Origin of the sequence: Streptococcus sp. 116-D4 (assembly GCF_009731465.1) — a bacterium.
GTDB classification, from domain to species: Bacteria; Bacillota; Bacilli; order Lactobacillales; family Streptococcaceae; genus Streptococcus; species Streptococcus pseudopneumoniae_E.
This window is the reverse complement of record NZ_AP021887.1, coordinates 853,607-879,220: the sequence shown is the minus strand read 5'-3', so window position 1 is coordinate 879,220 and position 25,614 is coordinate 853,607. Positions and strand designations below refer to the sequence as shown.

Below are 25,614 nucleotides of genomic sequence, written 5' to 3'. Positions count from 1 at the left end.
TATCAGCCTGAATTACGCAATCCTGTCGCAATTCCGTTGATGGTTGTATGGATTAATTTTTCTTGGTCGCTTGATAATTCTCCTCGACGTTGACGTTTAATCAACTCCAACTGGATATAGTTAAGAATATTAAAGTAAGGCATACGGTAATCCAAACTCGCTTTTAGATATGGATTTTCAGTCAAAAGTTTATCATAACCTTCGATAGCCAAGATAACTTCCTTGGTAACTTGCCATTCATTTAAAATAGTCTCATAGATTGCTTTTACTTCTTCATCCTCACAAAGTTTGGCATATTCAAAAGCAATATTCATATTTGATTTTGACAAGACCATGTCGACATTTGAAAGAAGCGATTGGAAGAAAGGCCAGTTTTGGTACATATCTCGTAGGATAGCGATATTCTCTGGATTTTTATCAATGAATTCCTTGAAGCTTGAACCAACCCCATACCAGCCAGGGAACATGACGCGACTTTGCGACCATGAGAATACCCAAGGGATAGCACGTAGGCCGCCAATTTCTGTAATGGTCTTACGAGCTGCTGGACGAGAACCGATATTAAAGCTTGAGATAGCCTTGATTGGACTGGACTCAAAGAAATAGTCATAGAAATGGTCATTTCCAAAGACCAAATCACGGTAGATATCGTAACTACGGTCCACTACTTGGTCCATAATGGCTTCATAACGATTTGAGGTGTTGGTATCGCTCTTCTTCTGCGTAATCATACGGTTAATGGCTGCAGATACTAACATTTCAAGGTTATAGTAAGCTGCGTCTTTGTTACCGTATTTATTCCCAATTACTTCTCCTTGCTCCGTCAAGCGGATACGATCCTTGATAGACTTGAGTGGTTGAGAAGTGATGGCTTCATAAGTTGGTCCACCACCACGTCCGACAGTCCCACCACGGCCATGGAAGAAGGTAACCTTAACGCCAAATTCATCTCCAATAGCAGTCAATTGTTGTTGAGCCTTGTAGAGGGTCCAACAGGATGATAGGTAGCCACCATCTTTATTACTATCAGAGTAACCAAGCATGATTTCTTGGTAGTTATTACGTGAAGCAATCCATTTCTTAGCAAGAGGAAGAGAAAGGTATTCTCTCATGGTTTCTTCTGAGTGGTCCAAGTCTTCAATTGTTTCAAAGAGGGGAACAATTTGGACACGGGCTCTTTCTTTATCAACTAACCCTACTTCTTTTAGCAAGATAGCCAATTCTAGCATATCAGATACACTTGTCGCATGTGAAATGATAGTCTGACGAATAACATCATCTCCCAACTTATCTTTCAATTTACGAGCAGCTTTAAAGATAGCTAATTCTTTTTCAAGTAACTCTGATTTTTCAACGTGAGTGGCAGAAAGAATTCGTGGATCTTCCTCTAATTCTTTCAAAAGAAGCTTGCATTTTTCTTCTTCACTGAGTTCGCTATAATGAGAATGAATTCCTGCTGATTTCAATAGTTCAGCTACACAAGCTTCATGAACACTAGAATCTTGACGCATGTCAATAGATGCCAAATAGAAACCAAAAATTTCAACTGCCTGAATCAACTCAACAAAATCACCAGAAATCAGTGCTTCACCCTTATTTTCCATGAGGGAATCACGAATGGTAATTAAATCTTTATAAAAATCATTGGCTGTTTCATAGCGATCTCCAACTTCCTTATCTTCAATGAGATAGGTTTTGGTTGCTTGGATTTTTGATTGAATATCAAACAAGGCACGACGATACAGCTCTTTTTCGCGGTAGATCGAGTTATCCTTGGATTGACGCGCCATTTCTCTGACTTGCTTGCTCACATTGACAATACTGGTTGAGAGGGAGAATTCACGATAAAGTTGGTAAATTTTTTCATCATAGTAGTTCATGATGACTTCACACTGAGTCATAGCAGATTGTTTCAAGGTAGCTGCTGTAACAAAAGGGTTCCCATCACGGTCTCCACCAATCCACATGCCCATGGTAATTGGTTTTGGATGTTTCAACTCCAAGCCGTGTTTTTTTGCCAGACGCTTGTACTCAGCAGTCAAATGAGGAACTGCCTTCAGGAATGAACTATTGTAGTATTCCATAACATTCGTGATTTCATTGGTTACTTTCAATTTCTTTTCACGAATCATATCTGTCTGCATAATAATCTCAATGTAACGGCGGAGATCATTATGCCATTTTTCCTTATTAATCAAGCCTAATTTCACATCACGGTACTTACGCAAGAGGGTGTGGATATGATTGGTCAAATCCAACATACTCTTACGTTGCACTTGTGTTGGATGGGCTGTCAAAACAGGGACAACATTCAAGTGTTCTAGAATTTCAACCGCATTTTCTTTTTCTGCAACCATTTTGATTGTTGCTGATAATTTCCCAAGATAATCTTGATCGATATTATTTTGATGATTGATTTCATAGGCCAAATCCACGTCTTCTGAAATATTAATCAAAAGAGGCAAAATAGAGAAATAGCGTGAAATATAAGCCATTTCATCATTTGTCAGACTAGTAACTAATTGGTTCAAACCTTGATAATCTTCTTGAGTTGACAATTCTTTCAACTGCATGATTTTTTCAAAAGTTTCTGGAGCAAGCATGTTTTTAGTAATATCTTCTAACAATTCTGTTAAAATCAATACTTCTTCTTGCACGACAGCTTTATTACTATAGTTTTCTAATTTTTGAAGAGACATAGGTAATCCTTTCCACTATCAACTCTACATATTGTTTGATGAATGAGCGTCTAACTCGTCATATAATTGGGCACGTTTTTCACTTGCATCAATATTTAAGACAAAGGCGATGGCTACAGACAAGACCAGAAGACTGTTTCCCCCTTGTGATAAGAAGGGGAAGGTTACTCCTGTCGAAGGAATAATACCAGAAATTCCACCGATATTGACAAAGACCTGTACCAACATCATCCCCCCAACCCCAATCGCCATCATGGAATTAAAGGGATCTTTAGCACGAATACCGACTAGGATGATTCGCAAAATCAGGAAAAAGACAAGTGCTAAAATCAAGCTGGCTCCCACAAATCCAAACTCTTCAATAACAATTGAAAATACAAAATCTGTATGGGCCTCTGGTAAATAACCACGTTTTTCGATTGAATTTCCTAAGCCTAAACCAAACCAACCACCATTTACCATGGCAAAGTAGGAATTTGCAAGTTGGTGACCAGCTCCTGCCAAATCAGCAAAGGGATTAAAGTAGGCACTGAAACGCTTAGCAACGTAACCAAATACTGGAACTTTTGAAAACTTATCAACCCCAATCATAGAAATAGCTGATAAGGATAGGGCTGAAACTCCTACCAATATACCGATAAAGGCTATAAACCAACGATGAGCAATCCCACTAACTGTATACATAATCAAGGCGACCAGAGCTAAGATAGTAGCATTCCCCAAATCTGGGAAAATAGCCAAACTGCCTATCATGACTAGTAGGACAAAGCGCCAATCATTAAAAGCTCGAGGAATCCATTGATTTTTAGTTAAAACTTGAAAGTCGTAAATACCAATTTCATCCTGTTGTTTTGAAAAACGTTGGGCCAAGTACCAGACGATGATAATCTTCAAATACTCAGCTGGCTGAATGGTCAAAGGACCTACTGAAATCCAACCATAGGCTCCATTGACTGGTGTACCAATTAAGCGAGCCAGAGCTAAGAGAATCAACTCAACAAGCATGACAATAAATAAAAGTCGTTCTTTTCTTAAAAAGTTCAGTTTCAGTTTATATATCAAGGCAATCAATATTAAACTAAATACCCAAAACATTCCCTGACTTCGAACCAATTGCAAGGCACTTATACCTTCTTCGATGAGAATGGCACTGGTTGTAGAGTAGACTACAATCAAACCTAAAATTGATAAAAGTAAGTAAGGAACTAGAATAGAATAGTTTAATAGGTGCCTCTTACTAATCTTCATAGTATCACCAATCTAATGAGAACAAAAGAAATTATTCCCAAATTCCGTTTATTTTCTAGTTTTGATTGCTATTATACCATTTTTTCCGAAAGAAAAAAACTCTTACCCTTAAGATAGAAGATTTTCTCATAAGAAAAAGAGCGCTTGGCTCTTTTCTGTTTTATTCGGCTCTATAATATTTGTAGTGGGTAAATCCCCTATAGATATTATGGAGCTATTTTGTTGTAGAAAAAAAGTCCCATATGACCTATAATGAAAAGCGACAAAACAACTCATTAGAAAGATTCATATGGAACAATTACATTTTATCACAAAACTGCTCGATATTAAAGACCCAAACATCAAGATTCTAGATATCACCAATAGGGATACACACAAGGAAATCATCGCTAAATTGGATTATAAGGCTCCATCTTGTCCTAATTGTGGAAGTCAAATGAAGAAATATGACTTTCAAAAACCGTCTAAGATTCCTTACCTCGAAACGACCGGTATGCCTACTAGAATTCTCTTGAAAAAGCGTCGATTCAAGTGCTATCAGTGCTCAAAAATGATGGTGGCTGAGACTCCTCTAGTAAAGAAAAATCATCAAATCCCTCGTATCATCAACCAAAAGATTGCGCAAAAATTGATTGAAAAAACTTCTATGACCGATATTGCTCATCAGCTGTCCATTTCAACTTCAACTGTTATTCGCAAGCTCAATGACTTCCGTTTTAAGCATGATCTTTCTCGTCTTCCTGAAATTATGTCCTGGGACGAGTATGCCTTCACTAAGGGAAAGATGAGTTTCATTGCGCAAGATTTTGATAAGCTCAATATCATCACTGTTCTTGAAGGTAGAACACAAGCTATCATTCGAAATCACTTTCTTAAATATGATCGAACCGTCCGATGTCGAGTGAAGATCATTACGATGGATATGTTTAGTCCCTACTATGACTTGGCTAAACAGCTTTTTCCGTGTGCTAAAATTGTACTTGATCGCTTTCACATTGTGCAACATCTTAGTCGTGCTATGAGTCGTGTGCGTGTCCAAATCATGAATCAGTTTGAGCGAAAATCTCATGAATACAAGGCTATCAAGCGCTACTGGAAACTCATCCAACAGGATAGTCGTAAATTGAGTGATAAACGCTTTTATCGCCCTACTTTTCGTATGCACTTGACCAATAAAGAGATTCTAGACAAGCTTTTGAGCTATTCAGAAGACTTAAAACACCACTATCAGATCTATCAGCTCTTGCTTTTTCACTTTCAGAACAAAGATCCTGAGAAATTTTTCGGACTCATTGAGGACAATCAAAAGCAGGTTCATCCTATTTTTCAGACTGTCTTTAAAACCTTTCTAAAGAACAAAGAGAAAATCATCAACGCTCTTCAATTACCTTATTCCAACGCAAAATTGGAAGCGACCAATAATCTCATCAAACTTATCAAACGTAACGCCTTTGGATTTCGGAACTTTGAAAACTTCAAAAAAAGAATTTTTATCGCTCTGAACATCAAAAAAGAAAGGACGAATTTTGTCCTTTCTCGAGCTTAGCTGACTTCAACCCACTACAGTTGACAAAGAGCCTTTTATTCTTTTGAAGAACTGCTTGAGCTTGAATCTCCACCGCCAATATATTGGGTAAAGATATTTTGGAAGGCTTGATCTTTAACCTTGATATTGGCTGCTTGCAATTCTTTTCCGATAATACTTTGAACAAATGCTGCGTCGTTTTGTTTTTGAGTTAAGATAACCGTTTTTAATTTTTCTTTGTAGTCATCGATATTAGATGATTTTTCTGTTTTCTTAATCAGTTTCACAATGTAATATTGGCTGCTGTAGGCTTGTGTTCCAGTAACGCTAATTACATCAGAAATACCGTTTACATCTAAAGCGAAAGCTGCCTTCTTAACTTGATCTGGTACTTCTGTTGAAGCAGAATCAAAAGTGATTTCTCCACCGTTCGCTTTAGTTTTCTCATCTGTTGAATTATCTTTGGCTAATTGAGCAAAATCTGCATCACTAGCTTTAGCTTTTTCAAGAATTTCTTTAGCTTTGTCTTCATTGTCCAAACGAATGATTTGAGCAGTCACATCAGGAGTGTACTCGTCATAGGCCTTCTTATAAGCATCATCTGTCAATTCAGCTTCTGCTGCCTTCTTAACTGCCAACTCAACCAATTTACTTGTACGAATTTGAGCTTTACGTGTTTCAAGAGTCATTCCTGCTTGTGACAAGACACGTTGGTAGTTTTCACCATATTGTTTTTCTTCTTCGGCAATAGTATCGTTGACTTCTTTGTCATCTACTTCTGAACCGTATTGTTTCTCAAATACTTTTTGGATGGTCATGTTCAACAACACTTGTTGAGCTGAAGGATTGCTTTTCACTTGCTCATAAAATTGATGTTCTGTGATGACATCCCCTTTCATGCTGATAAGGTCTGTCCCTTCTGAACCTTTCGAACAAGCTGCTAAAGTTGCTACTGATAATAGTGTAATGGCACCAGCCAATAGTTTTTTCTTCATGTCTACTCCTTTGAGATAAGTGTTACCCTATCTATTTTACTATATTTTCTTAAATTTTTCTGAAAATCATTCGCTGTCAGGCAATTGAACATCTGCTACATTTTTACGAAGCATGAGAATACCGTCCCCCAAAGGTACTAATGTTGCAGTGAAGCCTGGATTATCTAAGGTTGCATCAAATAGTCTTTGAAGGCCTCTGTATATAGTTCGCTGGCCACGACGGACTTCCATGATATCCTTGGCAACATCACCACCTTGGAAAATATCATCCAAGACAACCACACCTCCAACTTCCAAATGTTTGAGGACTTCTGGCAGAAAGACGATGTATTTAGACTTGGCAGAATCCATAAAAACGAAATCATAGGATTCTGTCAGTGTAGATAAGATATCTACCGCATCTCCTTCTAAGAGTGTGATTTGCTTACGACTGTCAAACTGAGCAAAATTTTCCTTGGCGAAGCCGATCATCTCAGGATTACGGTCAATAGTTGTAATCTTAGCATTTGGTGCGTGTTCTGCCATCAAGAGGGCTGAAAACCCGATAGCCGTCCCAATTTCCAGAATGTTTTTAGGTTGCATAGTTTCCATGAGAAAACGGAAATAAGCTACCGTTTCATGGGGAATAATGGGAATATTTTCCTTGCGGGCAAAGTCTTCCAATTCTTTCAAAGAGCCTGTGACTTGCTTTTGACGCTGACGCATCAAGTCCACAATTTCTTCCTTAACGACAGGACGACGCATGTTATGGTTGGCATTTTTACTATACGATTCAACCATCTTATGCCAATCCCAATTTTTCAACAAGGGCTTCAAACTCATTCAAACGACGTTCAAAAACTGCAAAGGCATCGTTGAGGTATTCTTCTTTATCCATATCAACGCCAGCTTTTCTCATGACATTAAGTGGATAGTCAGACTTACCTGCCTTGAGGTAGTCGATATAGCGGTCACGGTCTTCTTGACTACCATGAACAATCTTTTCAGCCAAGGCTGAGGCTGCTGCAAAGCCAGTTGAATACTGGTATACATAGTAGTTATAGTAGAAGTGTGGAATGCGTGCCCATTCGTATTGGATTTCAGGATTGTCTTCCTTACTCAAACCATAATACTCTTGGTTCAAGTCTGCGTAGAGTTTATTTAAGAAATCGCTTGTCAAGACTTCTCCATTTTGGTCTGCTTGGTGGATGGCATGTTCAAACTCAGCAAATTGAGTTTGGCGGAAAACTGTTCCTCGGAAACCGTCTAGGAAGTTATTGAGAATAGCAAAGCGCGTTGCGTCGTCTTCCACTTCTTCCAATAATTTCTCCGTCAAGATATTTTCATTGGTAGTTGATGCAATCTCAGCTAAGAAGATAGAATAATCTCCGTAAACATAAGGCTGCGTTTCACGAGTATAGCTTGAATGCATACTGTGACCTGTTTCATGGACAAGGGTAAAGAGATTGTCTAGATTGTCCTGCCAGTTGAGGAGCATAAAGGCATTTGTATCGTAAGAACCACCAGAATAGGCCCCAGAACGCTTGCCTTGATTTTCGTAAACATCAATCCAACGCTCACTGAAGGCACGTTTAACACGGCTCAAGTAATCCTCACCCAAGACTGCCAAGGCATCTTCTGCTTTTTTCAAAGCTTCTTGGTAAGTAAAACTGTATTCAACAGATGAAAGCGGTGTGTAGACATCGTACATCTTGAGGTCTGAAATTCCTAAAATCTTTGAACGAAGCTCAAGGTAACGATGCAAGAGGGGCAAATGCTTGCGGACTGCTACTACCAAATTGTCATAAACACTTTCTGGAACAAAATTCGCTGCAAGGGCGGCATGACGAGCACTCTTGTAGTTGCGAACTTTGGCACGGTAGTTTTGGACCTTAACATTGGTTTGTAAAGTTTTGGCATAAGTATGTTGGAATTGCTCATAAGTCGCATAAAGAGCTTGATAAGCACCACGACGTACCTCACGGTTTTTAGACTCCATCAAACGTGTATAAGTCCCGTGAGAGAGCTGAACTTCCTTTCCATCATCGTCTAGGACATAAGGGAACACAATATCCGCATTGTCCAAGATAGCGAAGGTTTCACTTGCCGACCCAAAGATTTCCCCAGCTCCAGCCAATAATTCTTCTTCACGTTGTGAAAGAACGTGTTCCTTGCCTTGCAAAAGCTTATCAAAATAGTGTTGATAAACCTGTAATTTTGGTTGAGCTTCTAAAAATTCAGCATACTGCTTTTCACTGATTTCCATAAATTCAGGTTCATAGAATGAAAAGGCTTGGTCTAGCCGGCTATAGAGAGTCATGGCCTTGGCATAGTACTCTTGGTACTGGGCTTCACGTGTATCCTGATCATTCTTCATATGAGCATAAACGTAAAGCTTCTCCATTTGGCGTTCCATTTCAAGAGAAAATTCAGTAATTTCGAGTAGGCTATCCGCACTATCCAAAAGATGGCCTTCATACTGGGCTACTGTCTCCAGTTTTTCTGTTAACTCTTTTAAGGCTTCTTCCCAAGCCTGGTCAGTTGGGTAGATCGTTGATAGATCCCATGTATCTTTTTCATTTATTTCATTTCTTTGTAATACCATTAGATTCCTCCATCCTTTCTATTTTACCATATTTTTAAAGAAATATTGCTGATAAAAAGCTGGTGGATAAAGGTTTTGCCAATCATTTTGATAATTTTCTTGGTAATAGGTTTGAAAATGCTGATAATAGCTAGTCAAGTCTTGTTCAATCTGGAAAAATTTACCCACTAGAGGTCGAATTTGTGGATACCATTCTTTTAGCCCATAAGTTAGGAGATTTTCTCCCTTCTGATAGGCTTCTGCTTGTTCTTTCATCCAAAAAGGATTTTGATAATACAATTGTTGCCGGATATAGCGACAGATGTCCTTATCTTGATAAACTGTAAAATGAGATAGTTTTTGTTTCTTATAGGGAAAACGTAATATATCCAGTAGACTATCTTGACCATAGGGAAATTCTTTGATTTGATAATGGAGTTTACCTCGGAGATCCTGGTGGATGAGATATTTGAGTCTTAAAACTTGTTTTTCACTGTCTACTTCCCAAACATAAAAGCCCATGTTTTGACTGAAGTATAAAAAACCTTCTTGCAGACTAGTCAAACGCTCCTTGAGCCACAGTTTTTGACCCAGCAACCACAGTACTTGGTAACCTTGACTACGATAGCCCTCACTTCGCTCTTTAAGAAGTTTTTGAGGCAAGGGACTACACTGAACTTCTAAAGCTAGATTGCCATTTACAAATACATCCGCAATCTGTTTAAGCTCTGGAAGAGGGGATTCTAATTGCACCTCTGCCTCTTTTTTCAACCAGTGATAGAGGACTTCCTTATTTGCCAAGTGTTCTGGACTTTCATTTTCAAAGGAATAATCACAATCTTTTAGGGATTTATGAGCAAAATGGATCCGGACACTTGGACCTTGACGCAAACGGAGCTGACCTCCACAAGCTGGGCAGGTGTATTCTTCCTTCTCAAGCTTATTCTCTAACACATTTACCAGCTGTCCCCTAGCATTTCTCGCAACAAACATGATTTCCCTCCTTTTCTGTATTATTCGTAAAAAAGAAAAAAGATCAGGAAAATTCCTAATCTTTATCACTCTACAATTTTAGAGTTGCAAGCGACTTTCAAGAGCTTGTGTCAACACTTCAGAATAGTTCACTTTCTCACGATCTGCAAGTCTGACTAGCCACTCTGGAACCGTAACATTTTTTCGAATCGCTTTATTATTCTTTACAAAAGGCAAGGGATTGGCCTGAATCAAAGTCACAAATCCATCAGGAGCTTTCAACATAGAAATATCACTAGGAGTAGGCAGAGCCAGTCCTTCATCAATATAAGAAGCTAAAACACTCTCAAGCATTTCCCGAGCGTTTTTCATTGCAAGTTCAATCGTTGCTCCTTCTGTTCCGCCTCCAAATTCAGGAAATTCAACCCAATACCCAGTTCCTTCTTTATGAAAAATAGCAGGATAAGATTTTAGCATAATACACCTCCACAATTTCCAAATCAACTACAATCCCAAATCTTTTAATATTTTTCTCTCTAGGCCTTTTCCTAAATCCTCATTACCGTGAACTGGAATAGTGACAAAATAGGAGACCCCTTCTTTCTTAAAATGATGATGACTTCCTCTCTTACGAACTTCAATCCATCCATTTGCAAGAGCTAATTTTACCATTTCCTTACCTGTGATTGACATTTATGGTCACCTTTCTATCTAAAATTATACTTATAATGCGTATTTTTGTCAATTCTTCTATCTTATCTATTCGTAAAAAAAGAAAAAAGATCAGGAAATTTCCTAATCTTCATTCATGTTTACTTGATTTTCTTAGCTAGTAAGGTTGCAAAGCGTAGTTGGATACGATTGCCATTTTCGTCACGACGGTGCAAATGGCCTGGATTTTCATTGTACTTAACCAATTCCCAGTCCTTGTAATAGTCTGCCAATTTCCCTTCTTTAAAGGTGAATGGGAAGTTCACTGAGCAAGGATAATCCTTTGTGTCCATGGCACAGACGATAAGATTGTAACCACCGACTGTGGTGTGCTCCTGCATATTTTTGATAATTGCAGGAATATGGTCTGCTTGCAAAAACATCAAAACCACTGTCGAGACGATGAAATCATACGCTTGCCCAATACTGGCTGAATTGATATCGTAAAGACCAACAGGCATATCCAAGGCTTCCTGCTCCACAATGCTTTGCAAGATTTCAAGAGATAATTCATTTTGATCCACAGCTGTCACATCAAAACCTTGCTGGGCTAAAAAGAGTGCATTACGGCCTTGACCACAGCCCAAATCCAAGGCTTTCCCTGGTTTTACTGTCTGAATTGCCTCTAGAACTTCTGAATGAACCGGATTGGTATTGTATTTCTTAGGAAAATAATCCTCAGGTTTACAATAAAATTCTAAGTACCATTCCACATCATCTGTGGCTGCCTCCACTCGGTGCCAGGCTTGCGGTTGCGCCATGGGATTGTCAGCTCCTGCCTCAAAGAGGTGCTCAGCTAGAACCTCACCATCTACTGTCAACTCAATAAACTTGAGAGTTCCTTTCAAAACAGTAATCTTGCCCCAAGTCCCAACTTTTGTATTGTGCTTTTGCTGAACAGCCTCAGGCATAGTTTGTTTATTCCACAAAGGCATGCGTTTATAGGCAACTAGTTTTTCCATCTTCATTCCTCTTTTTATCGCTGGTTGACTGCTTTCATCACGCGCGCAATATCGCGATTCTGCTCACGACGTTTGATAGACTCCCGCTTGTCATAGTCATGCTTCCCTTTAGCAAGACCTAAAAGAAGTTTAGCATAGCCATCTTTGATATAGACTTTCAGGGGAACCAGCGTCATTCCTGTCCCTTTGGTCTCTTGTTCTAATTTTTGGATTTGCTTTTTATGGAGTAAGAGTTTTCGACGACGTTCTGGCTCCTGGTTCCAGATATTGCCCTCTTCGTAAGGAGCGATATGAACATTGCTCAACCAGACTTCCCCATTTTTTACTTGGGCAAAGCCATCCTTGAGATTGATTCGAGCAGCTCGTACACTCTTGATTTCAGTTCCAGTCAGGACCATTCCTGCCTCTAGCGTATCTACGATTGTATAGTCGTGACGCGCCTTTTTATTTTGTGCGACGACCTTTCCCTCGCCCTTTGCCATCCTTGGCTCCTTTCTTAGCTACTTCCTTATAAAAAGGTTTCTTACCTTTTTTCTTCTTGTCCTTTTGTGAATGCTTGCGCTTATCATTTGAGCGCCCTGATTTTCTCTTGTCTTCCTTCTTATCTGAACGACGACTTGAACCACGCCCTCTATCATTACGATTAGACTGTTTCAAGCCTTTTTCAATCACATCAAACTCACTTGGAATATAAGAGAAGTCAATTTCACCAGTCATCTTGTCGGCTCTTTCAACTCGGATACGGATTTGCTGACCTACACGAAAGGTTGTACCCGATTTCTCCCCACGAAGAGTCAAATCACGCTCATTGAAATGATAAAATTCAGGCAAATTAGTGATGTGAATCAAGCCTTCAACCGTGTTTGGCAATTCAACAAAGAGACCGAATTTGACAATACTTGATACAACCGCATCGTACTCTTCGCCCACGTATGCTTCCATATACTCAGCCTTTTTCATGGCTTCGACCTCACGCTCAGCCTCAATGGCACGACGTTCACGGTTGGAAGACTGGGTCGCAATCTCTGGAATCACTTGTTCAAAATGCTCTGCCATTTCCTTAGAACGGCCGTAGTCCCGAATCATGCGGTGAACAAGAAGGTCTGGATAACGACGAATCGGGCTAGTAAAGTGAGTGTAATAGTCAGCCGCTAGTCCATAGTGTCCGTGATTGTGCTCCGAATAGCGAGCCTGCTGCATAGAGCGAAGAAGCATCATGGACAATACATCTGCATAAGGTTCTCCCTCAACAGTACGCATGATATCTTGGAGGGCCTCCTGGCTAATCTCACTGGCAGTCCCATAAATGCGCAGGCCAAAACTCGAAGCATAGTCAATAAACTTCTGAACCTTTTCAGCCTTTGGCTCCTCATGGATACGATAGATGAAAGGCAAATCCAGCTTGCTAAAATGCTCGGCAACTGTTTCATTAGCCATCAGCATAAAGGACTCAATCATACGCTCGGCAACACCACGCTGACGAAGAACGATATCAACAGGCTTACCTTGTTTATCTACTAAAATCTTAGCTTCGCTGGTATCAAAATTGAGAGCTCCACGTTTCTCACGCATGATTTCTAAAATTTCATGGAGCTTAGCCATGAGTTCGATACTTGGAACAATTTTCTGATATTCTTGTCTCTTTTCCTTGTCTCCAGCTAGGATATCATTGACATCACTGTAGGTCATCCGGTAGCTTGTCTTGATAACTGTTTGTGTAATAGTGTAATTAATCACACGACCATGTTTATCAATCTCCATGATGGCAGACTGGGTCAGGCGGTCAACTTGGGGATTGAGAGAGCAGATTCCATTTGACAGTCGTTCTGGAAGCATTGGCACCACGCGGTCTGTCACATAGACAGAAGTTGCACGGTTAAGAGCTTCCTTGTCAAGGGCAGAACCCTCAGTCACATAGTAAGAAACATCTGCGATGTGAACTCCGAGTTCGATATTTCCATTTTTTAAAGACTTGATGTGAACTGCATCGTCCAAGTCCTTGGCGTCAGCACCATCAATGGTAAAGGTAATCTCATCTCTTAGATCCAGACGACCTTCCATATCCTTTTGAGACGGAGCATCAGGCACACTTTCTGCTTCCTTGACAACAGCTTCTGGAAACTCGGATACAATATCCATAGACTCCAAAACCTCAAGGACATCAATCCCAGCATCAGTCGAGTGTCCTACCACGTCCAGCACACTAGCGACAAAGAAATCGTGTTTCTTGCTTGGGTATTTATCGATAAAAACCTTGAGAACTTCTGTTCCCTCTAGTTTAAGGGCTGGTTTCTTAACATAGATCGGTTGACTGATTTTCTGATTTTTCGAACGGATGTAACCCGCATACTTGGGCTTTTCCTGATCCAGAACTATTTGACCGACAACAGTTGTCAGGCTGTGCTCTAAGATATCAATAATTTTGGCTTCCGCTGCTGTTCCCTTATTGCGGTCAGCGACTTTCTTAATCACGACCTCAACAGTATCACCATCAATAGCATAGTTGACATCATTTTTTCCTACAAAAAGGTCGTCCTCCTCGCCTTCTAGGCTGACAAAGCCAAAGCCATTTTTATGAGCATGAAAAATCCCCTTGAGAGTAATCTCGTGTTTTTTCTTGACTTCCAAAGTCAAAGTCCCATCTTCTTCAAAGCGAATCTGGTGCTTTCTTTCCATTAGGGACAAGGTTTTAATCAACTCACGAAAATCCTTGGAACCGTCTTTTCCCAAAGCCTGAGCCAAGTCATTGACAGTCACCTTCCCCTTGTCTTGTAAATATTCTTTTATTCTATCTTTCATATTTTCTTTCTAGATTTTTTATTTTCTTTTACTGTAAAACCTTCTCAAATATCATTTAAAAATAAAAAGAGGCAAAGACCTAGTCCTGCCCATTATTTTCTTATCTACTTGATAATACCGTCAATGCTAAGGCAATGGCTAGCCAGAAAAAGACTAAAATCCCTGTCAAACGCTGCATGACAGCTTCAAAACCGCGTGCTTTACTGCGTTCAAACAAATCACCTGAGCTGGCATCAAATACATTGCTGGATTGGTTTTTGGTTGGTTGCATGAAAATTGCAATCACAATCACAACAGATAATACTAATAAAATGGTTAATAATAGGTTATACATATCAAACTCCTTAAAATCCTTATTATTTTACCATAAAATCTACTTAGATTCAAGATGTAGGGTTACTTTTCTTTCCTTGGGACAATACTTTAAAACCTCAATCTTATCTGGATGGGTTTTTGAGTTTTTACTGGTTAGGTAATTGATACTGCCACAAGAGGAGCATTTGAGATTAATTTTTACTCGCACTAGATTTCCTTTACTTTTAATAATGTTCGAAATTGAAGCAGGTTAAAGAGACAACTAAAGGCAACACAAAGGCTTGTCGCATAAAAGACTGCATGGTAGCCAAATTGACCTGCTACTGCAGAACCTGCCATAGGCCCAACGACACCTCCCAGATAAAAGAATACCTGATTAAAGGCAAAGATCCTCGAAATGCCGGCTTTTGGAGTCATTTTGCTGAGTAGGGCATTAACTCCGGGAATCAAGGCACCGGTTCCCAAGCCAAAGAGAAATCGATAGAGCCCTAGTTGAAGGGGGCTAGAGGCATTGGCACAGAGGAGATAGACGATGACTGAATAAAATTGGGCTACAACTAAAAGACGATGGTTGCCCACCTTGTCACCTAGCTTGCCCATGACTCCTGCACTCATCATGCTGGAAAAGCCCATACTAGACACAATCAAACCAGATACAAAGAGAAGATTCTCTGTCTGGCCTAAGTCGCGCACATACAGAGCTAAGATAGGGCCGATTGATTGGGCTGAAAATTGGATGACAAAACTGGTCAGAAAGAGGTTGACCAAAAGATAGGGATAGTTAACTGATGTAAATAATTCCTTTGTTGGGATGGCCTTTTCCTTGGCTACTGGTTGAAAATCTTCCTTGATAAAGCAAATAGTCAAAACAGCAGCTAAAAACAGAAAACTACCAACCAGTAAGAAAACAGTACGGATGCCAAATAATTCTGCAATAAAGCCACCGATAAAGGGACCAGTTAGAGTGCCTGCAACTACCCCAGTAGACAAAGTCCCGAGAGCAGAGCCTGATTTCTCCTTGGGAACCTGACTGGCTATCAAGGCAGTTGCATTAGGAACAAATCCTGCAAATACACCGTTTAATAAACGAAGAAAGATTAACCAATAAATATTTGGGACAAAAGCCAAGCCTCCCATAGTAATGGTCATTGCCATGCCTGCTCGAATCATCATGGGCTTTCGACCGTATTTGTCAGCAAGAATACCCCAGATAGGAGAGAAAATTGCCGCAGAAATAGCAGAGACAGAAATGGCTAAACCTGCATAAAAAGCAGCTTGATCACTCCTTACACCCAGATTTTCTACAAAGATAGGCATAAATGGCACAACCAAAGAAATACTAGCTCCTGTCAGAAAATTACCAAACCAGGCAATGCGCAGATTATCCTTCCAGTTAACCTCTGTCATCTTGCCTACCTCCCTTGAGAAGGATATGCACTTGACTAAGAAGCTGGTTCTGATTGCCATTATTATCAAGAATATGGCTGGCCAAACTTTTCTTTTCTTCTAAAGACCACTGGGCCGCCAGACGGGACTCAGCTTCATCTTTGGACAAGTGGTCTCTTTTCATTAGACGTTCTACTTGGACATCTCGATCCACATAGACCAACCAAGTCTTATCAAACCAAGCACTGTAGTCCTGCTCAAAAAGTAGGGGAATATCCATGAAGAAAATCTCTTCTGTCTGAGCCAACTGGTCTCTTAATGTAGATAGTTCCTCACGAATAATCTCTCCTTGAATTCTCTTAGACCATTCTCTCTCTTCAGGATTTGAAAAGATAAGACTAGCTAGGAGAGGGCGATTGAGTTCTCCATTTTCAAGGATAATTTCTTGTCCAAAATGCTGGACTAGAGCCTCAAACAGACGACCACCAGGTTTCTGTAGTTGGTGGACAAGAGCGTCAGCATCCACTACTTGAAAGCCTTGCTTTCTTAGAAAATTTGTCACGGTTGACTTACCAGAGGCAATTCCTCCTGTGATTCCGATGATTTTTCCCATTAGCCCCTCCTTTGACAGTTTGGACAAAAATGGGTGCCTCGTCCGCCTAGCTGGATTTTCTCAATCACAGTTCCACAACGTGAACATTCTTGACCAGCCTTGTCATAGACCTGATGAAAGTCCTGCATGGTTCCATCTTCCCCAAAGGCATTGGTATAGGTTCGAATGGTGGAACCACCTTTTTCAACAGCCTGGCTCAAAACAGCAATGGTTTGGTCATGAATGGCAGTCGCTTCTTCTGCTGTCAAAGTCTGGGAAGGTCTAGCCGGATGAACCTGAGCTCGCCAGAGAACCTCATCCACATAGATATTGCCAAGTCCAGCTACTAAGGTCTGGTCTAGGAGATGAGATTTGATAGGCTTTTTGGACTTGGTTAGAGCAGCTTGAAAGACCTGTAAATCAAAGTCCTGTTCTGTAGGTTCAGGCCCTAATTTTTTAGAAATAAAGTAGGCTTCTAAAAGCTCCGGAGCAAGTAACTCCATAGTTCCAAACTTACGGACATCCTCGTAAACCAGAGTCCCACCATCCTCAAACTGGAAGAAAACATGGGCATGTTTACGTTCAGGAACCTGATCTGGATAGTAAAAATACTTGCCCTCCATCCGCAGATGGGAAATCAAAACCTTGTCTGTCAAGTAGAAAAGCAAATATTTGCCACGACGTCCCATTGACTCAACAACTTGACCAGGCACTTCCTTTTGAAACTCGTCCAAGTCCGTTTTAATCATTTTGGGATAGCGAATTTCTATACTTGAAATCTTCTTTCCTAGAATCAATTTTTCTAAGCCACGACGAACGGTTTCAACCTCAGGTAATTCAGGCATAAGTCCTCCTTCTGTAAAAACAAGAAGCAGGCATGAGCCCACCTCTACTTAGTATTCTTTTTTATTATAGCCAAAGTCAGCCAAATCTAGCTTTTTATCGCGCCAGTTTTTCTTGACCTTGACCCATGTTTCTAGGAAGACCTTGTCTCCTAGCATGAGTTCGATATCACGACGGGCCATGCTACCGATTTTCTTAAGCATGGCGCCACCTTTACCGATGATAATCCCTTTCTGACTATCCCGCTCCACCATAATCGTTGCACGGATGTGAACCTTGTCTGTCTCTTCATCTCGCTTCATAGAATCCACAACTACTGCTACAGAATGCGGAATCTCTTCACGCGTTAGGTGCAAGACTTTCTCGCGTACCATTTCTGAAACCAAGAAACGCTCTGGATGGTCTGTGATTTGATCAGACGGGAAATACTGGAATCCTTCATCCAGATTTTCACTCAAAATATCCACTAGATGAGAAACGTTATTCCCTTGAAGAGCTGAGATTGGAACGATTTCCTTAAAGTCCATTTGATTACGGAAATCATCAATCTGAGACAAAAGCTGGTCTGGGTGAACCTTATCGATTTTATTTACCACTAAAATCACAGGAACCTTGGCTGCCCTGAGACGCTCGATAATCATATCGTCCCCCTTACCACGCGCTTCATCAGCAGGCACCATAAAAAGAACGGTATCCACTTCGCGAAGGGTGCTATAGGCAGATTCCACCATGAAATCTCCAAGGGCCGTTTTAGGCTTGTGAATCCCTGGGGTATCGATAAAGACAATTTGCTCCTTATCAGTCGTGTAAATTCCCATGATTTTGTTGCGCGTTGTCTGCGCCTTGTCACTCATGATGGCAATCTTTTGCCCCATGACGTGGTTTAAAAAGGTTGACTTCCCAACATTGGGACGTCCTAAAATGGCTACAAAGCCTGATTTAAATGTCATAATTTCCTCTTACTGTTTAAAATAATAAATCCCAGATTCGTGGGAGAAAAATCAATGCGCCTGTTAAGGCTGCGAAAAGAGAGACTACTAATACCGCGCCAGCTGCCATATCCTTGGCATTTTTAGCCAGCATGGAAAAGTGATAGTGACTGGCCAAATCCACCACATTTTCGATAGCAGAATTGATAATTTCAAAAGCTACTACCAAGAAAATGCTCAATAGGAGAAAGAGCCATTCGATTCGTGACACCTGAAAAACAAAACCTGCAAGAATAACTACAAGAGCCGTTACTGCATGTTTTCGCATATTGCGTTCTTCCTTGATGGCAGTAAAAATTCCTGTGAGAGCAAATTCTAAACTGGATATCAGGTCACGATTTTTCCATTTTCGTTTATTGTCTTGTGAGTCCATAGGCTGTCAAAATTTCTTCTTGTAAACCGAACATCTCCTCTTCTTCTTCCGGAGTGTAGTGATCATAGCCGTTGATATGTAAAAAGCCGTGTACTGCCAAGAAGCCCATCTCACGCTCAAAGCTGTGACCATATTCCTCAGCCTGCTCATGTGCCTTATCAATAGAGATGAATAGTTCCCCAATATAGGTATCAAACTCAGACATCATCTCTGCCAATTCCGGATTTTCAAGCAAATCTTCCTCGTCAAAGGCAATTTCCAACTCTGGTTTATATTCAAGACTGATAACATCTGTCGGACGGTCCGTATCACGGTACTCCAGATTGAGTTCATGACTACGCTCATTAGTCACAAAAGTGACTGCCATCTCCTTGTCTTCTTTTCCTAATTTTTGGGATGCAAATTCCAAAATTTCTTGGGTTTGTTGCAAGATTTCTTGTGAAACTTGACCAGTTTCATCTACCATTTCAATATACATGTGCTTCTCGTTTCTCTTTACTTGGCTTTATTATACCACATTTCCATGATTTTATTCTACCTTTTTGATATAATACTATGGAATACAATCACAAGGAGAGAACGATGTCATTTGACGGATTTTTTTTACACCACATGGTTAAAGAATTGCGAAGAGAGTTAGTGAATGGTCGCATTCAGAAAATCAATCAACCTTTTGAACAAGAGTTGGTCTTGCAAATCCGCAGCAATCGCCAAAGTCAGCGCCTGCTCCTTTCTGCTCACCCAGTTTTTGGACGCATTCAGCTGACCCAATCGACTTTTGAAAATCCAGCCCAACCTTCTACCTTTATCATGGTTTTAAGAAAATATTTGCAGGGTGCCCTGATTGAATCAATTGAGCAGATGGAAAATGACCGGATTGTGGAAATGACAGTTTCCAATAAAAATGAGATTGGAGACCATATTCAGGCCACCTTGATTATCGAAATTATGGGGAAACACAGTAATATTCTACTGGTTGATAAAAGTAGCCATAAAATCCTCGAAGTCATTAAACACATTGGCTTTTCACAAAATAGCTACCGTACCTTACTTCCTGGATCAACCTATATCGCTCCGCCAAGTACGGAATCACTCAATCCTTTTACGATCAAGGATGAGAAGCTCTTTGAAATCCTGCAAACACAGGAAACGACAGCTAAAAACCTTCAAAATCTCTTTCAAGGTCTGGGTCGTGATACGGCAAACGAACTGGAAAGTCTTTTGGTTCATGATAAACTGTCTACTTTCCGTAACTTTTTCAATCAAGAAACCAAGCCCTGCTTGACTGAGACTTCCTTCAGTCCAGTTCCTTTTGCAAATCAGGTGGGAGAGCCTTTTGCCAGTCTTTCTGATTTGTTGGATACCTTCTATAAGGACAAGGCTGAGCGCGACCGCGTCAAACAGCAAGCCAGTGAACTCATTCGCCGTGTTGAAAATGGACTTCAGAAAAATCGACATAAGCTAAAAAAACAAGAAAAAGAGTTACTAGCGACAGACAATGCTGAAGAATTTCGCCAAAAAGGAGAATTGCTAACAACCTTCCTCCACCAAGTACCTAATGACCAAGAACAGGTTACCTTGGACAACTACTACACCAACCAACCTATCACGATTGCGCTTGATAAGGCCCTGACTCCCAACCAGAATGCCCAACGCTATTTTAAACGTTACCAGAAACTCAAAGAAGCTGTCAAATACTTGACTGAACTAATTGAAGAAACCAAGGCAACCATTCTCTATCTGGAAAGCGTGGAAACTGTGCTCAACCAAGCTGGGCTAGAGGAAATCGCTGAAATCCGTGAAGAATTGATTCAAACTGGCTTTATCCGCAGAAGGCAACGGGAGAAAATCCAAAAACGCAAAAAACCAGAACAATATCTGGCGAGCGATGGCAAGACCATCATCTATGTCGGACGCAATAACCTGCAAAACGAGGAACTAACCTTTAAAATGGCTCGCAAGGAGGAACTTTGGTTCCATGCCAAGGACATCCCTGGAAGCCATGTTGTCATCTCAGGCAATCTTGACCCATCTGATGAAGTCAAGACAGACGCAGCCGAGCTAGCTGCCTTCTTCTCTCAAGGTCGCTTATCAAATCTAGTTCAAGTAGATATGATTGAAGTCAAGAAACTCAACAAACCAACTGGTGGAAAACCCGGTTTTGTAACCTATACAGGACAAAAGACCCTCCGTGTCACACCAGACCCAGAAAAAATCGCATCCATGAAAAAATCCTGATTTCACTTAAAATCAGGATTTTTAGCTTATACTCAAATCATATCCAATTATAGGACTAATCTTTCTCACCTAGTTTCTCATTGATTTTCATCATCACACTAGCAATTTTTTCTCCCCAATAAGGGTCTGAGGCATATTCCACATTCATACCAGACGCCTTGTTTCCAAGGAAAGTTCTGCCCCTATCGATATAATTTTCCTTAATCCACTTGCTTGCACCTAAAATTCCCTTATCCACATCATCAAATGTTTTGGCAGAAAGGTAAGGTGCCGTATCATAGGCTGTAATTCCAAAGAAATTATTCTTATCTTTGGCAATCTTACTACGTCCCCAGTCGCTTTCTAAGGCACTATGGGCAAGGAGGTAAAGGGCATTGATATGGTAATGTTCTTCGGCTTCCTTAAAGGTAGCTCCCTTATTTTCTAAGAGGCTATTATTAATATTTAACAAACTAAATACCTTATCCAAGTCTTCAGCACTATAGTTTGTAGCCTCTGTCAAGTCTTTGAAAAGGAAGGGAGTTTCAAGGTTAAAACCATCAAAATGCAGGCCATCTGCCGAATAATATTTCTTGCCTACTTCCATATCAGAAAGATGAGAGGCTACTGGGATACTAGCATTCTGAGCCACATAGTGATAAAAAATCAAGAACAGATTGATTGCAGTTTACATCAGAGACTCTTTTACTTCCTTGCGTAGATCTTCCAAACTGCTAATGCCGTATTTGTCCATAACCTTTGGCAGATTTTCAATGATATCAGGGCAGGCATAAGGATTGGTAAAGTTGGCTGTTCCAACTCCAATAGCAGATGCTCCAGCCATATACATTTCTAGGGCAGCTTCTGCCGAATCCACTCCTCCCATTCCAATGATGGGCAGGTCTGTTGTTTGGGCTACTTGGCGAATGAGTTTAAGGGCTACTGGAAAGACTGCTGGACCAGACATGCCACCTGTGCCATTGGCCAAGATTGGTTTTCTGGTTTTGAGGTCAAAGCGCATACCGACCAAAGTATTGATCATGGTCAAGCCACTTGCCCCCGCATCTTCTGCAGCTTTTGCGACAGTAACGATATCGGTCACACTAGGGGTTAGTTTGACATAAACTGGTACATCAGAGGCTTCCACAGCTGCTTTCACCACATCATAAGCCAGATCAGGATCTTGACCAATCAAAAGTCCGTGATTACAGTGATCTACATTGGGACAAGAAATATTGAGCTCAATAGCCTTTACATTAGCTGCCTTGGAAATCCCATGAGAAACAGCCGCATATTCTTGTTTTGAAAAACCAGCTACATTGGCAATGATGGGAAGATTTGGATATTCTCTTTCCAACCACGGTAGCTTTTCAGTTAAAACAGCTTCTAAACCAGGATTTTGCAAGCCGATTGCATTGAGCATACCAGCGGGTGTCTCTGCCACCCTGGGAGTTGGATTGCCAAAACGGGCTTCAAGTGTTGTCGCCTTAATCATAATAGAACCTAAAAGGTCTAAATCATAGTACTTGGCATACTCTTGACCAAAACCAAAACAGCCCGATGCAGGAATAATTGGATTTTTCAAATCCAAACCAGGTAGAGAAACTTGTAAACGATTTGTAGTCATCATTTTCTCCTTATAATACAACTGTTCCTGTTCGGAAAACAGGACCATCTTCACAGACTCGTTGACTAACCGTCTCGCTTTCTGGAACTTTTAGGACACAGGCATAGCAAGCACCCATCCCACAAGCCATACGAGATTCCAGAGATAGATAGGCTCTTGGGTGGTCATAAAAGGTTTGATTGATATACTTCATCATTCCAGGAGCTCCACATGAGTAAACAGCATCAAACTGACTGTCTAAATCATTGATGACAACAGAAACATTTCCCTTGATGCCATATGAACCATCATCTGTCGTTACAAAAACTTGACCATATTGAGACAATTCTTTTTCCAAAATGACAGCATCCTTATTAGCAAAACCAAGGACTGTTACTACTTTCACACCACGCGCATGCAATTCCTTGGCTACTTCAAGCAAGGGAGGTACACCAATCCCTCCACCAACGAGAAGAACTTGACTCTGATTGTCCAAATCAGACAAGTCAAAACCATTTCCCTGAGGTCCCATCACATCAAGAGTATCTCCCTGACTTAAGGTTGAGAAAATAGCTGTTCCAGCTCCTTCAATCCGATAAATGAGATGACACTGCTTGTTAACCTTGTCAATAGACGAAATCGAAATAGGGCGACGCAAAAGATGGGCATCATCAGGCACACGCAGATGAAGAAATTGGCCTGCTCGCATAGCTTCAACCATTTCCCCTTCTAGGACTAATTCAAAGATTGCTGGCGCGATTTCCTCCTGTGCAACCACTTTCATGGTTTCCAGGCGAATAGCACCCAAACGTTTCTTACATGTGGGATTCATGACTTTTCCTCCTTAAATTTTAAGGGGAGCAGATAAAGAAAAAGCCTTGCTAATGCAAGGCCTCAGTTAAAATCGTACAACACAAGAGAGCACACTCAAAAAGTCTACTCTAGAAAATTGTACTATTCTTTTATCTGACACCTTGTGAGTCTCTCTGGACTCCCCTTAAAGGTTAAATTTTTACTAGTATACTCTTTCAGCTAAAAAAAGTCAAGTAGAAAACGAACATTCTACTTGACCTCACGAGATTATTTTTCACGAATGACTTCGACCTTGTAGCCATCAGGGTCTTTGACAAAGTAATAGTTAGGTGCAGTTCCTGGTAGGCCATTTGGCTCAGTCACTTCATATCCTTTTGCACTATGCTCTTGATGAAGAGCTTCAAGATCAGGTGTACTTAGGGCAATATGGGCAAACCCATCTCCAACCACATAAGGCCCGTGATCATAGTTATAAGTCAACTCCAACTCATAGTCGTCGCCCTCAAGACCTAGATAGACAATCGTGAAGGCATGGTCTGGAAAATCTCTGCGACGCAATTCTTTAAAACCAAAAGCATCTTGATAGAATGCGATTGATTTTTCAAGATTTTCTACTCGCAAGCAAGTATGTAGCATTTTTGAAGCCATATTTTTCTCCTTTATTTTTAAAAAGACTGGGAAATTTCTACTCCAGTCTCATCAGTTATTATTTACCAAGTTTTGCTTTAGCTGCATCTGCAAGAGCTGTGAAAGCTGCTGCATCGTTAACAGCCAAGTCAGCAAGCATTTTACGGTTAACTTCGATCTCAGCCAATTTCAAACCATGCATCAATTGTGAGTATGAAAGTCCGTTCATACGAGCTGCCGCGTTGATACGAGTGATCCACAATTTACGGAAGTCACGTTTTTTCTGACGACGGTCACGGTATGCATAGTAGTAAGAGTTCATTACTTGTTCTTTTGCAGTACGGAACAAGATGTGTTTAGCTCCATAGTAACCTTTTGCTAATTTAAGAATACGTTTACGGCGTTTGCGTGATACAACGCCACCTTTAACACGTGCCATGTTTTATTTCCTCCAAATATTTCCTAGAATTCTTTACTTACAGTCAAGCTATTATTTCAAGCGAGTAAGCATTGCTTTGATACGTTTGAAATCTCCTGAATGCACCATAGATGCTTTACGAAGATGACGACGTTGTTTCTTAGTTTTTCCGTGGAAACGGTGAGAAGTGTAAGCACGGAAACGTTTAAGTCCACCAGAACCTGTACGTTTGAGACGTTTAGCTGATGCGCGGTGTGTTTTTTGTTTTGGCATGATTTTTTCTCCTTTATTTCACTTTCTGACAATTATTTTTTGTCAGTCGCTGGCGCCAATTGCATGAACATTTGACGTCCATCCATTTTAGCACGTTGTTCGATGATGGCAATATCTTGAGTTGCTTCAGCAAACTCGGCTAAAACTTTTGCACCAATCTCTTTATGGGTAATCATACGACCCTTAAAGCGAATAGATACCTTAACTTTATTTCCTTTTTCAAGGAATTTGCGTGCATTGCGAAGTTTTGTATCAAAGTCACCCTTGTCAATAGTTGGACTTAGACGAACTTCTTTCACAGTAACAACACTTTGTTTTTTACGTTGTTCTTTTTGCTTCTTCTGGTACTCAAATTTGAACTTACCGTAGTCCATAATTTTTGCAACAGGCGGTTTGGCTTGGGGTTGAATCAATACTAAGTCAACATTTGCACTATCAGCCAATGCTTGCGCTTCACTGAGTGGCTTGATGCCTAGCTGTTCTCCCTCAAGACCGATCAAGCGAACTTCACGTACACGAATTTCATCATTGATGAATAAGTCTTGCTTTGCTATGGTTTTCACCTCTTTTGTTTTATTAGAGAAAAACAATAGCGGACTCGTAAATATACAAGCCCGCACGTTATGATAGCGTTTCTTAGAAACTTTTCATCCGTAGGGCCAGGCAACTTAATGTCACAAGGCGAGAA

Annotated in this window: 27 protein-coding genes, 1 pseudogene and 1 other annotated feature (1 of these 29 running past the window's edge); of the genes and pseudogenes, 2 read left to right on the top strand and 26 right to left on the bottom strand. The window is 40.5% G+C overall.

Features of this window, described 5'->3' with window-relative positions; all coding sequences use genetic code 11:
* Positions 1 to 2: 2 nt before the first annotated feature.
* On the bottom strand, positions 3 to 2,699 hold the full coding sequence (ppc, locus tag UKS_RS04535) for a phosphoenolpyruvate carboxylase (RefSeq protein ID WP_156011971.1): 2,697 nt from the start codon (positions 2,697 to 2,699) through the stop codon (positions 3 to 5).
* A gap of 24 nt (positions 2,700 to 2,723) precedes the next feature.
* On the bottom strand, positions 2,724 to 3,947 hold the full coding sequence (ftsW, locus tag UKS_RS04530) for a cell division peptidoglycan polymerase FtsW (protein WP_156011970.1): 1,224 nt from the start codon (positions 3,945 to 3,947) through the stop codon (positions 2,724 to 2,726).
* A gap of 289 nt (positions 3,948 to 4,236) precedes the next feature.
* Here ftsW and UKS_RS04525 point away from each other — a divergent pair, with 289 nt between their 5' ends.
* A complete protein-coding gene (locus UKS_RS04525) occupies positions 4,237 to 5,493 on the top strand; it encodes an ISL3 family transposase (protein WP_156011377.1) in 1,257 nt (418 codons plus the stop codon).
* A gap of 35 nt (positions 5,494 to 5,528) precedes the next feature.
* On the opposite strand, the gene prsA is transcribed toward UKS_RS04525, so the two are convergent.
* The 17 genes from prsA to ybeY form a co-directional block, all read right to left on the bottom strand.
* On the bottom strand, positions 5,529 to 6,467 hold the full coding sequence (prsA, locus tag UKS_RS04520; protein WP_156011969.1) for a peptidylprolyl isomerase PrsA: 939 nt from the start codon (positions 6,465 to 6,467) through the stop codon (positions 5,529 to 5,531).
* Positions 6,468 to 6,533: 66 nt separating this feature from the next.
* Positions 6,534 to 7,247: an O-methyltransferase gene (locus UKS_RS04515; RefSeq protein ID WP_156011968.1), complete on the bottom strand. Its 714-nt coding sequence runs from the start codon at positions 7,245 to 7,247 to the stop codon at positions 6,534 to 6,536.
* 1 nt (position 7,248) lies between these two features.
* Complete coding sequence (pepF, locus tag UKS_RS04510) at positions 7,249 to 9,051, bottom strand: oligoendopeptidase F (RefSeq protein ID WP_156011967.1); 1,803 nt, start codon at positions 9,049 to 9,051, stop codon at positions 7,249 to 7,251.
* Between the two features lie 18 nt (positions 9,052 to 9,069).
* Positions 9,070 to 10,023: a competence protein CoiA gene (locus UKS_RS04505; protein WP_156011966.1), complete on the bottom strand. Its 954-nt coding sequence runs from the start codon at positions 10,021 to 10,023 to the stop codon at positions 9,070 to 9,072.
* A gap of 78 nt (positions 10,024 to 10,101) precedes the next feature.
* Positions 10,102 to 10,479: a type II toxin-antitoxin system HicB family antitoxin gene (locus UKS_RS04500; protein WP_156011965.1), complete on the bottom strand. Its 378-nt coding sequence runs from the start codon at positions 10,477 to 10,479 to the stop codon at positions 10,102 to 10,104.
* A 27-nt stretch (positions 10,480 to 10,506) separates the two neighbouring features.
* Positions 10,507 to 10,695, bottom strand: a complete 189-nt coding sequence (locus UKS_RS04495; RefSeq protein WP_156011964.1) for a type II toxin-antitoxin system HicA family toxin — start codon at positions 10,693 to 10,695, stop codon at positions 10,507 to 10,509.
* Between the two features lie 119 nt (positions 10,696 to 10,814).
* Complete coding sequence (gene tehB / locus UKS_RS04490; protein WP_156011963.1) at positions 10,815 to 11,675, bottom strand: SAM-dependent methyltransferase TehB; 861 nt, start codon at positions 11,673 to 11,675, stop codon at positions 10,815 to 10,817.
* Between the two features lie 14 nt (positions 11,676 to 11,689).
* Positions 11,690 to 12,157, bottom strand: a complete 468-nt coding sequence (smpB, locus tag UKS_RS04485; RefSeq protein ID WP_001051750.1) for an SsrA-binding protein SmpB — start codon at positions 12,155 to 12,157, stop codon at positions 11,690 to 11,692.
* On the bottom strand, positions 12,120 to 14,474 hold the full coding sequence (rnr, locus tag UKS_RS04480; protein WP_156011962.1) for a ribonuclease R: 2,355 nt from the start codon (positions 14,472 to 14,474) through the stop codon (positions 12,120 to 12,122). Before rnr ends, smpB begins: the two co-directional genes overlap by 38 nt.
* A 100-nt stretch (positions 14,475 to 14,574) precedes the next feature.
* The gene (gene secG / locus UKS_RS04475; protein WP_000282517.1) at positions 14,575 to 14,808 is read right to left on the bottom strand and encodes a preprotein translocase subunit SecG; all 234 of its coding nucleotides are present in this window, start codon (positions 14,806 to 14,808) and stop codon (positions 14,575 to 14,577) included.
* Positions 14,809 to 14,847: 39 nt separating this feature from the next.
* Positions 14,848 to 14,997, bottom strand: coding sequence for a 50S ribosomal protein L33 (rpmG, locus tag UKS_RS04470; RefSeq protein ID WP_001809104.1), 150 nt, complete (start codon positions 14,995 to 14,997; stop codon positions 14,848 to 14,850).
* Positions 14,997 to 16,196, bottom strand: coding sequence for a multidrug efflux MFS transporter (locus tag UKS_RS04465; RefSeq protein ID WP_156011961.1), 1,200 nt, complete (start codon positions 16,194 to 16,196; stop codon positions 14,997 to 14,999). Before UKS_RS04465 ends, rpmG begins: the two co-directional genes overlap by 1 nt.
* On the bottom strand, positions 16,183 to 16,788 hold the full coding sequence (gene coaE / locus UKS_RS04460) for a dephospho-CoA kinase (protein WP_156011960.1): 606 nt from the start codon (positions 16,786 to 16,788) through the stop codon (positions 16,183 to 16,185). Before coaE ends, UKS_RS04465 begins: the two co-directional genes overlap by 14 nt.
* Complete coding sequence (mutM, locus tag UKS_RS04455; RefSeq protein ID WP_156011959.1) at positions 16,788 to 17,612, bottom strand: DNA-formamidopyrimidine glycosylase; 825 nt, start codon at positions 17,610 to 17,612, stop codon at positions 16,788 to 16,790. The genes coaE and mutM overlap by 1 nt, the downstream gene beginning before the upstream one ends.
* Before the next feature lie 48 nt (positions 17,613 to 17,660).
* Positions 17,661 to 18,560, bottom strand: a complete 900-nt coding sequence (era, locus tag UKS_RS04450; protein ID WP_156011958.1) for a GTPase Era — start codon at positions 18,558 to 18,560, stop codon at positions 17,661 to 17,663.
* A 16-nt stretch (positions 18,561 to 18,576) separates the two neighbouring features.
* Positions 18,577 to 18,972, bottom strand: a complete 396-nt coding sequence (locus UKS_RS04445) for a diacylglycerol kinase family protein (RefSeq protein ID WP_000378166.1) — start codon at positions 18,970 to 18,972, stop codon at positions 18,577 to 18,579.
* Complete coding sequence (gene ybeY / locus UKS_RS04440; protein WP_156011957.1) at positions 18,953 to 19,450, bottom strand: rRNA maturation RNase YbeY; 498 nt, start codon at positions 19,448 to 19,450, stop codon at positions 18,953 to 18,955. The genes UKS_RS04445 and ybeY overlap by 20 nt, the downstream gene beginning before the upstream one ends.
* A 104-nt stretch (positions 19,451 to 19,554) precedes the next feature.
* On the opposite strand from ybeY, the gene pavA reads away from it, so the two are divergent.
* Complete coding sequence (pavA, locus tag UKS_RS04435; protein WP_156011956.1) at positions 19,555 to 21,210, top strand: Rqc2 family fibronectin-binding protein PavA; 1,656 nt, start codon at positions 19,555 to 19,557, stop codon at positions 21,208 to 21,210.
* Between the two features lie 55 nt (positions 21,211 to 21,265).
* Here pavA and lytB read toward each other — a convergent pair.
* The 7 genes and pseudogenes from lytB to infC form a co-directional block, all read right to left on the bottom strand.
* Positions 21,266 to 21,853 (bottom strand): annotated as a pseudogene (gene lytB / locus UKS_RS04430) (endo-beta-N-acetylglucosaminidase); the annotation flags it as partial.
* A gap of 24 nt (positions 21,854 to 21,877) precedes the next feature.
* On the bottom strand, positions 21,878 to 22,864 hold the full coding sequence (locus UKS_RS04425; protein ID WP_173020460.1) for a dihydroorotate dehydrogenase: 987 nt from the start codon (positions 22,862 to 22,864) through the stop codon (positions 21,878 to 21,880).
* On the bottom strand, positions 22,827 to 23,627 hold the full coding sequence (locus UKS_RS04420) for a dihydroorotate dehydrogenase electron transfer subunit (protein ID WP_156011954.1): 801 nt from the start codon (positions 23,625 to 23,627) through the stop codon (positions 22,827 to 22,829). The genes UKS_RS04425 and UKS_RS04420 overlap by 38 nt, the downstream gene beginning before the upstream one ends.
* A gap of 248 nt (positions 23,628 to 23,875) precedes the next feature.
* Complete coding sequence (gloA, locus tag UKS_RS04415; RefSeq protein WP_000157153.1) at positions 23,876 to 24,256, bottom strand: lactoylglutathione lyase; 381 nt, start codon at positions 24,254 to 24,256, stop codon at positions 23,876 to 23,878.
* Between the two features lie 58 nt (positions 24,257 to 24,314).
* Positions 24,315 to 24,674 carry a 50S ribosomal protein L20 gene (gene rplT, locus UKS_RS04410; RefSeq protein ID WP_000124834.1) on the bottom strand — a complete coding sequence of 120 codons (360 nt, stop codon included), beginning with the start codon at positions 24,672 to 24,674 and terminating at the stop codon, positions 24,315 to 24,317.
* Positions 24,675 to 24,725: 51 nt separating this feature from the next.
* Complete coding sequence (gene rpmI, locus UKS_RS04405) at positions 24,726 to 24,926, bottom strand: 50S ribosomal protein L35 (RefSeq protein ID WP_049496086.1); 201 nt, start codon at positions 24,924 to 24,926, stop codon at positions 24,726 to 24,728.
* 32 nt (positions 24,927 to 24,958) lie between these two features.
* The gene (gene infC / locus UKS_RS04400; RefSeq protein WP_000848184.1) at positions 24,959 to 25,489 is read right to left on the bottom strand and encodes a translation initiation factor IF-3; all 531 of its coding nucleotides are present in this window, start codon (positions 25,487 to 25,489) and stop codon (positions 24,959 to 24,961) included.
* A gap of 15 nt (positions 25,490 to 25,504) precedes the next feature.
* Positions 25,505 to 25,614, bottom strand: a sequence feature (ribosomal protein L20 leader region) (it continues 22 nt past the right edge of the window).

Excerpts from the sequence above, each read along its gene's own strand:
- secG (WP_000282517.1), bottom strand. The coding sequence starts at position 14,808 with ATGTATAACCTATTATTAACCATTTTATTAGTATTATCTGTTGTGATT.
- UKS_RS04495 (WP_156011964.1), bottom strand. The coding sequence starts at position 10,695 with ATGTCAATCACAGGTAAGGAAATGGTAAAATTAGCTCTTGCAAATGGA.
- UKS_RS04445 (WP_000378166.1), bottom strand. The coding sequence starts at position 18,972 with ATGGACTCACAAGACAATAAACGAAAATGGAAAAATCGTGACCTGATA.
- era (WP_156011958.1), bottom strand. The coding sequence starts at position 18,560 with ATGACATTTAAATCAGGCTTTGTAGCCATTTTAGGACGTCCCAATGTT.
- UKS_RS04525 (WP_156011377.1), top strand. The coding sequence starts at position 4,237 with ATGGAACAATTACATTTTATCACAAAACTGCTCGATATTAAAGACCCA.
- ppc (WP_156011971.1), bottom strand. The coding sequence starts at position 2,699 with ATGTCTCTTCAAAAATTAGAAAACTATAGTAATAAAGCTGTCGTGCAA.
- rnr (WP_156011962.1), bottom strand. The coding sequence starts at position 14,474 with ATGAAAGATAGAATAAAAGAATATTTACAAGACAAGGGGAAGGTGACT.
- ybeY (WP_156011957.1), bottom strand. The coding sequence starts at position 19,450 with ATGTATATTGAAATGGTAGATGAAACTGGTCAAGTTTCACAAGAAATC.
- mutM (WP_156011959.1), bottom strand. The coding sequence starts at position 17,612 with ATGCCTGAATTACCTGAGGTTGAAACCGTTCGTCGTGGCTTAGAAAAA.
- UKS_RS04515 (WP_156011968.1), bottom strand. The coding sequence starts at position 7,247 with ATGGTTGAATCGTATAGTAAAAATGCCAACCATAACATGCGTCGTCCT.
- tehB (WP_156011963.1), bottom strand. The coding sequence starts at position 11,675 with ATGGAAAAACTAGTTGCCTATAAACGCATGCCTTTGTGGAATAAACAA.
- UKS_RS04420 (WP_156011954.1), bottom strand. The coding sequence starts at position 23,627 with ATGAATCCCACATGTAAGAAACGTTTGGGTGCTATTCGCCTGGAAACC.
- rplT (WP_000124834.1), bottom strand. The coding sequence starts at position 24,674 with ATGGCACGTGTTAAAGGTGGCGTTGTATCACGCAAACGCCGTAAACGT.
- coaE (WP_156011960.1), bottom strand. The coding sequence starts at position 16,788 with ATGGGAAAAATCATCGGAATCACAGGAGGAATTGCCTCTGGTAAGTCA.
- rpmI (WP_049496086.1), bottom strand. The coding sequence starts at position 24,926 with ATGCCAAAACAAAAAACACACCGCGCATCAGCTAAACGTCTCAAACGT.
- smpB (WP_001051750.1), bottom strand. The coding sequence starts at position 12,157 with ATGGCAAAGGGCGAGGGAAAGGTCGTCGCACAAAATAAAAAGGCGCGT.
- pepF (WP_156011967.1), bottom strand. The coding sequence starts at position 9,051 with ATGGTATTACAAAGAAATGAAATAAATGAAAAAGATACATGGGATCTA.
- UKS_RS04425 (WP_173020460.1), bottom strand. The coding sequence starts at position 22,864 with ATGGTCCTGTTTTCCGAACAGGAACAGTTGTATTATAAGGAGAAAATG.
- gloA (WP_000157153.1), bottom strand. The coding sequence starts at position 24,256 with ATGGCTTCAAAAATGCTACATACTTGCTTGCGAGTAGAAAATCTTGAA.
- UKS_RS04465 (WP_156011961.1), bottom strand. The coding sequence starts at position 16,196 with ATGACAGAGGTTAACTGGAAGGATAATCTGCGCATTGCCTGGTTTGGT.
- pavA (WP_156011956.1), top strand. The coding sequence starts at position 19,555 with ATGTCATTTGACGGATTTTTTTTACACCACATGGTTAAAGAATTGCGA.
- UKS_RS04505 (WP_156011966.1), bottom strand. The coding sequence starts at position 10,023 with ATGTTTGTTGCGAGAAATGCTAGGGGACAGCTGGTAAATGTGTTAGAG.
- prsA (WP_156011969.1), bottom strand. The coding sequence starts at position 6,467 with ATGAAGAAAAAACTATTGGCTGGTGCCATTACACTATTATCAGTAGCA.
- ftsW (WP_156011970.1), bottom strand. The coding sequence starts at position 3,947 with ATGAAGATTAGTAAGAGGCACCTATTAAACTATTCTATTCTAGTTCCT.
- UKS_RS04500 (WP_156011965.1), bottom strand. The coding sequence starts at position 10,479 with ATGCTAAAATCTTATCCTGCTATTTTTCATAAAGAAGGAACTGGGTAT.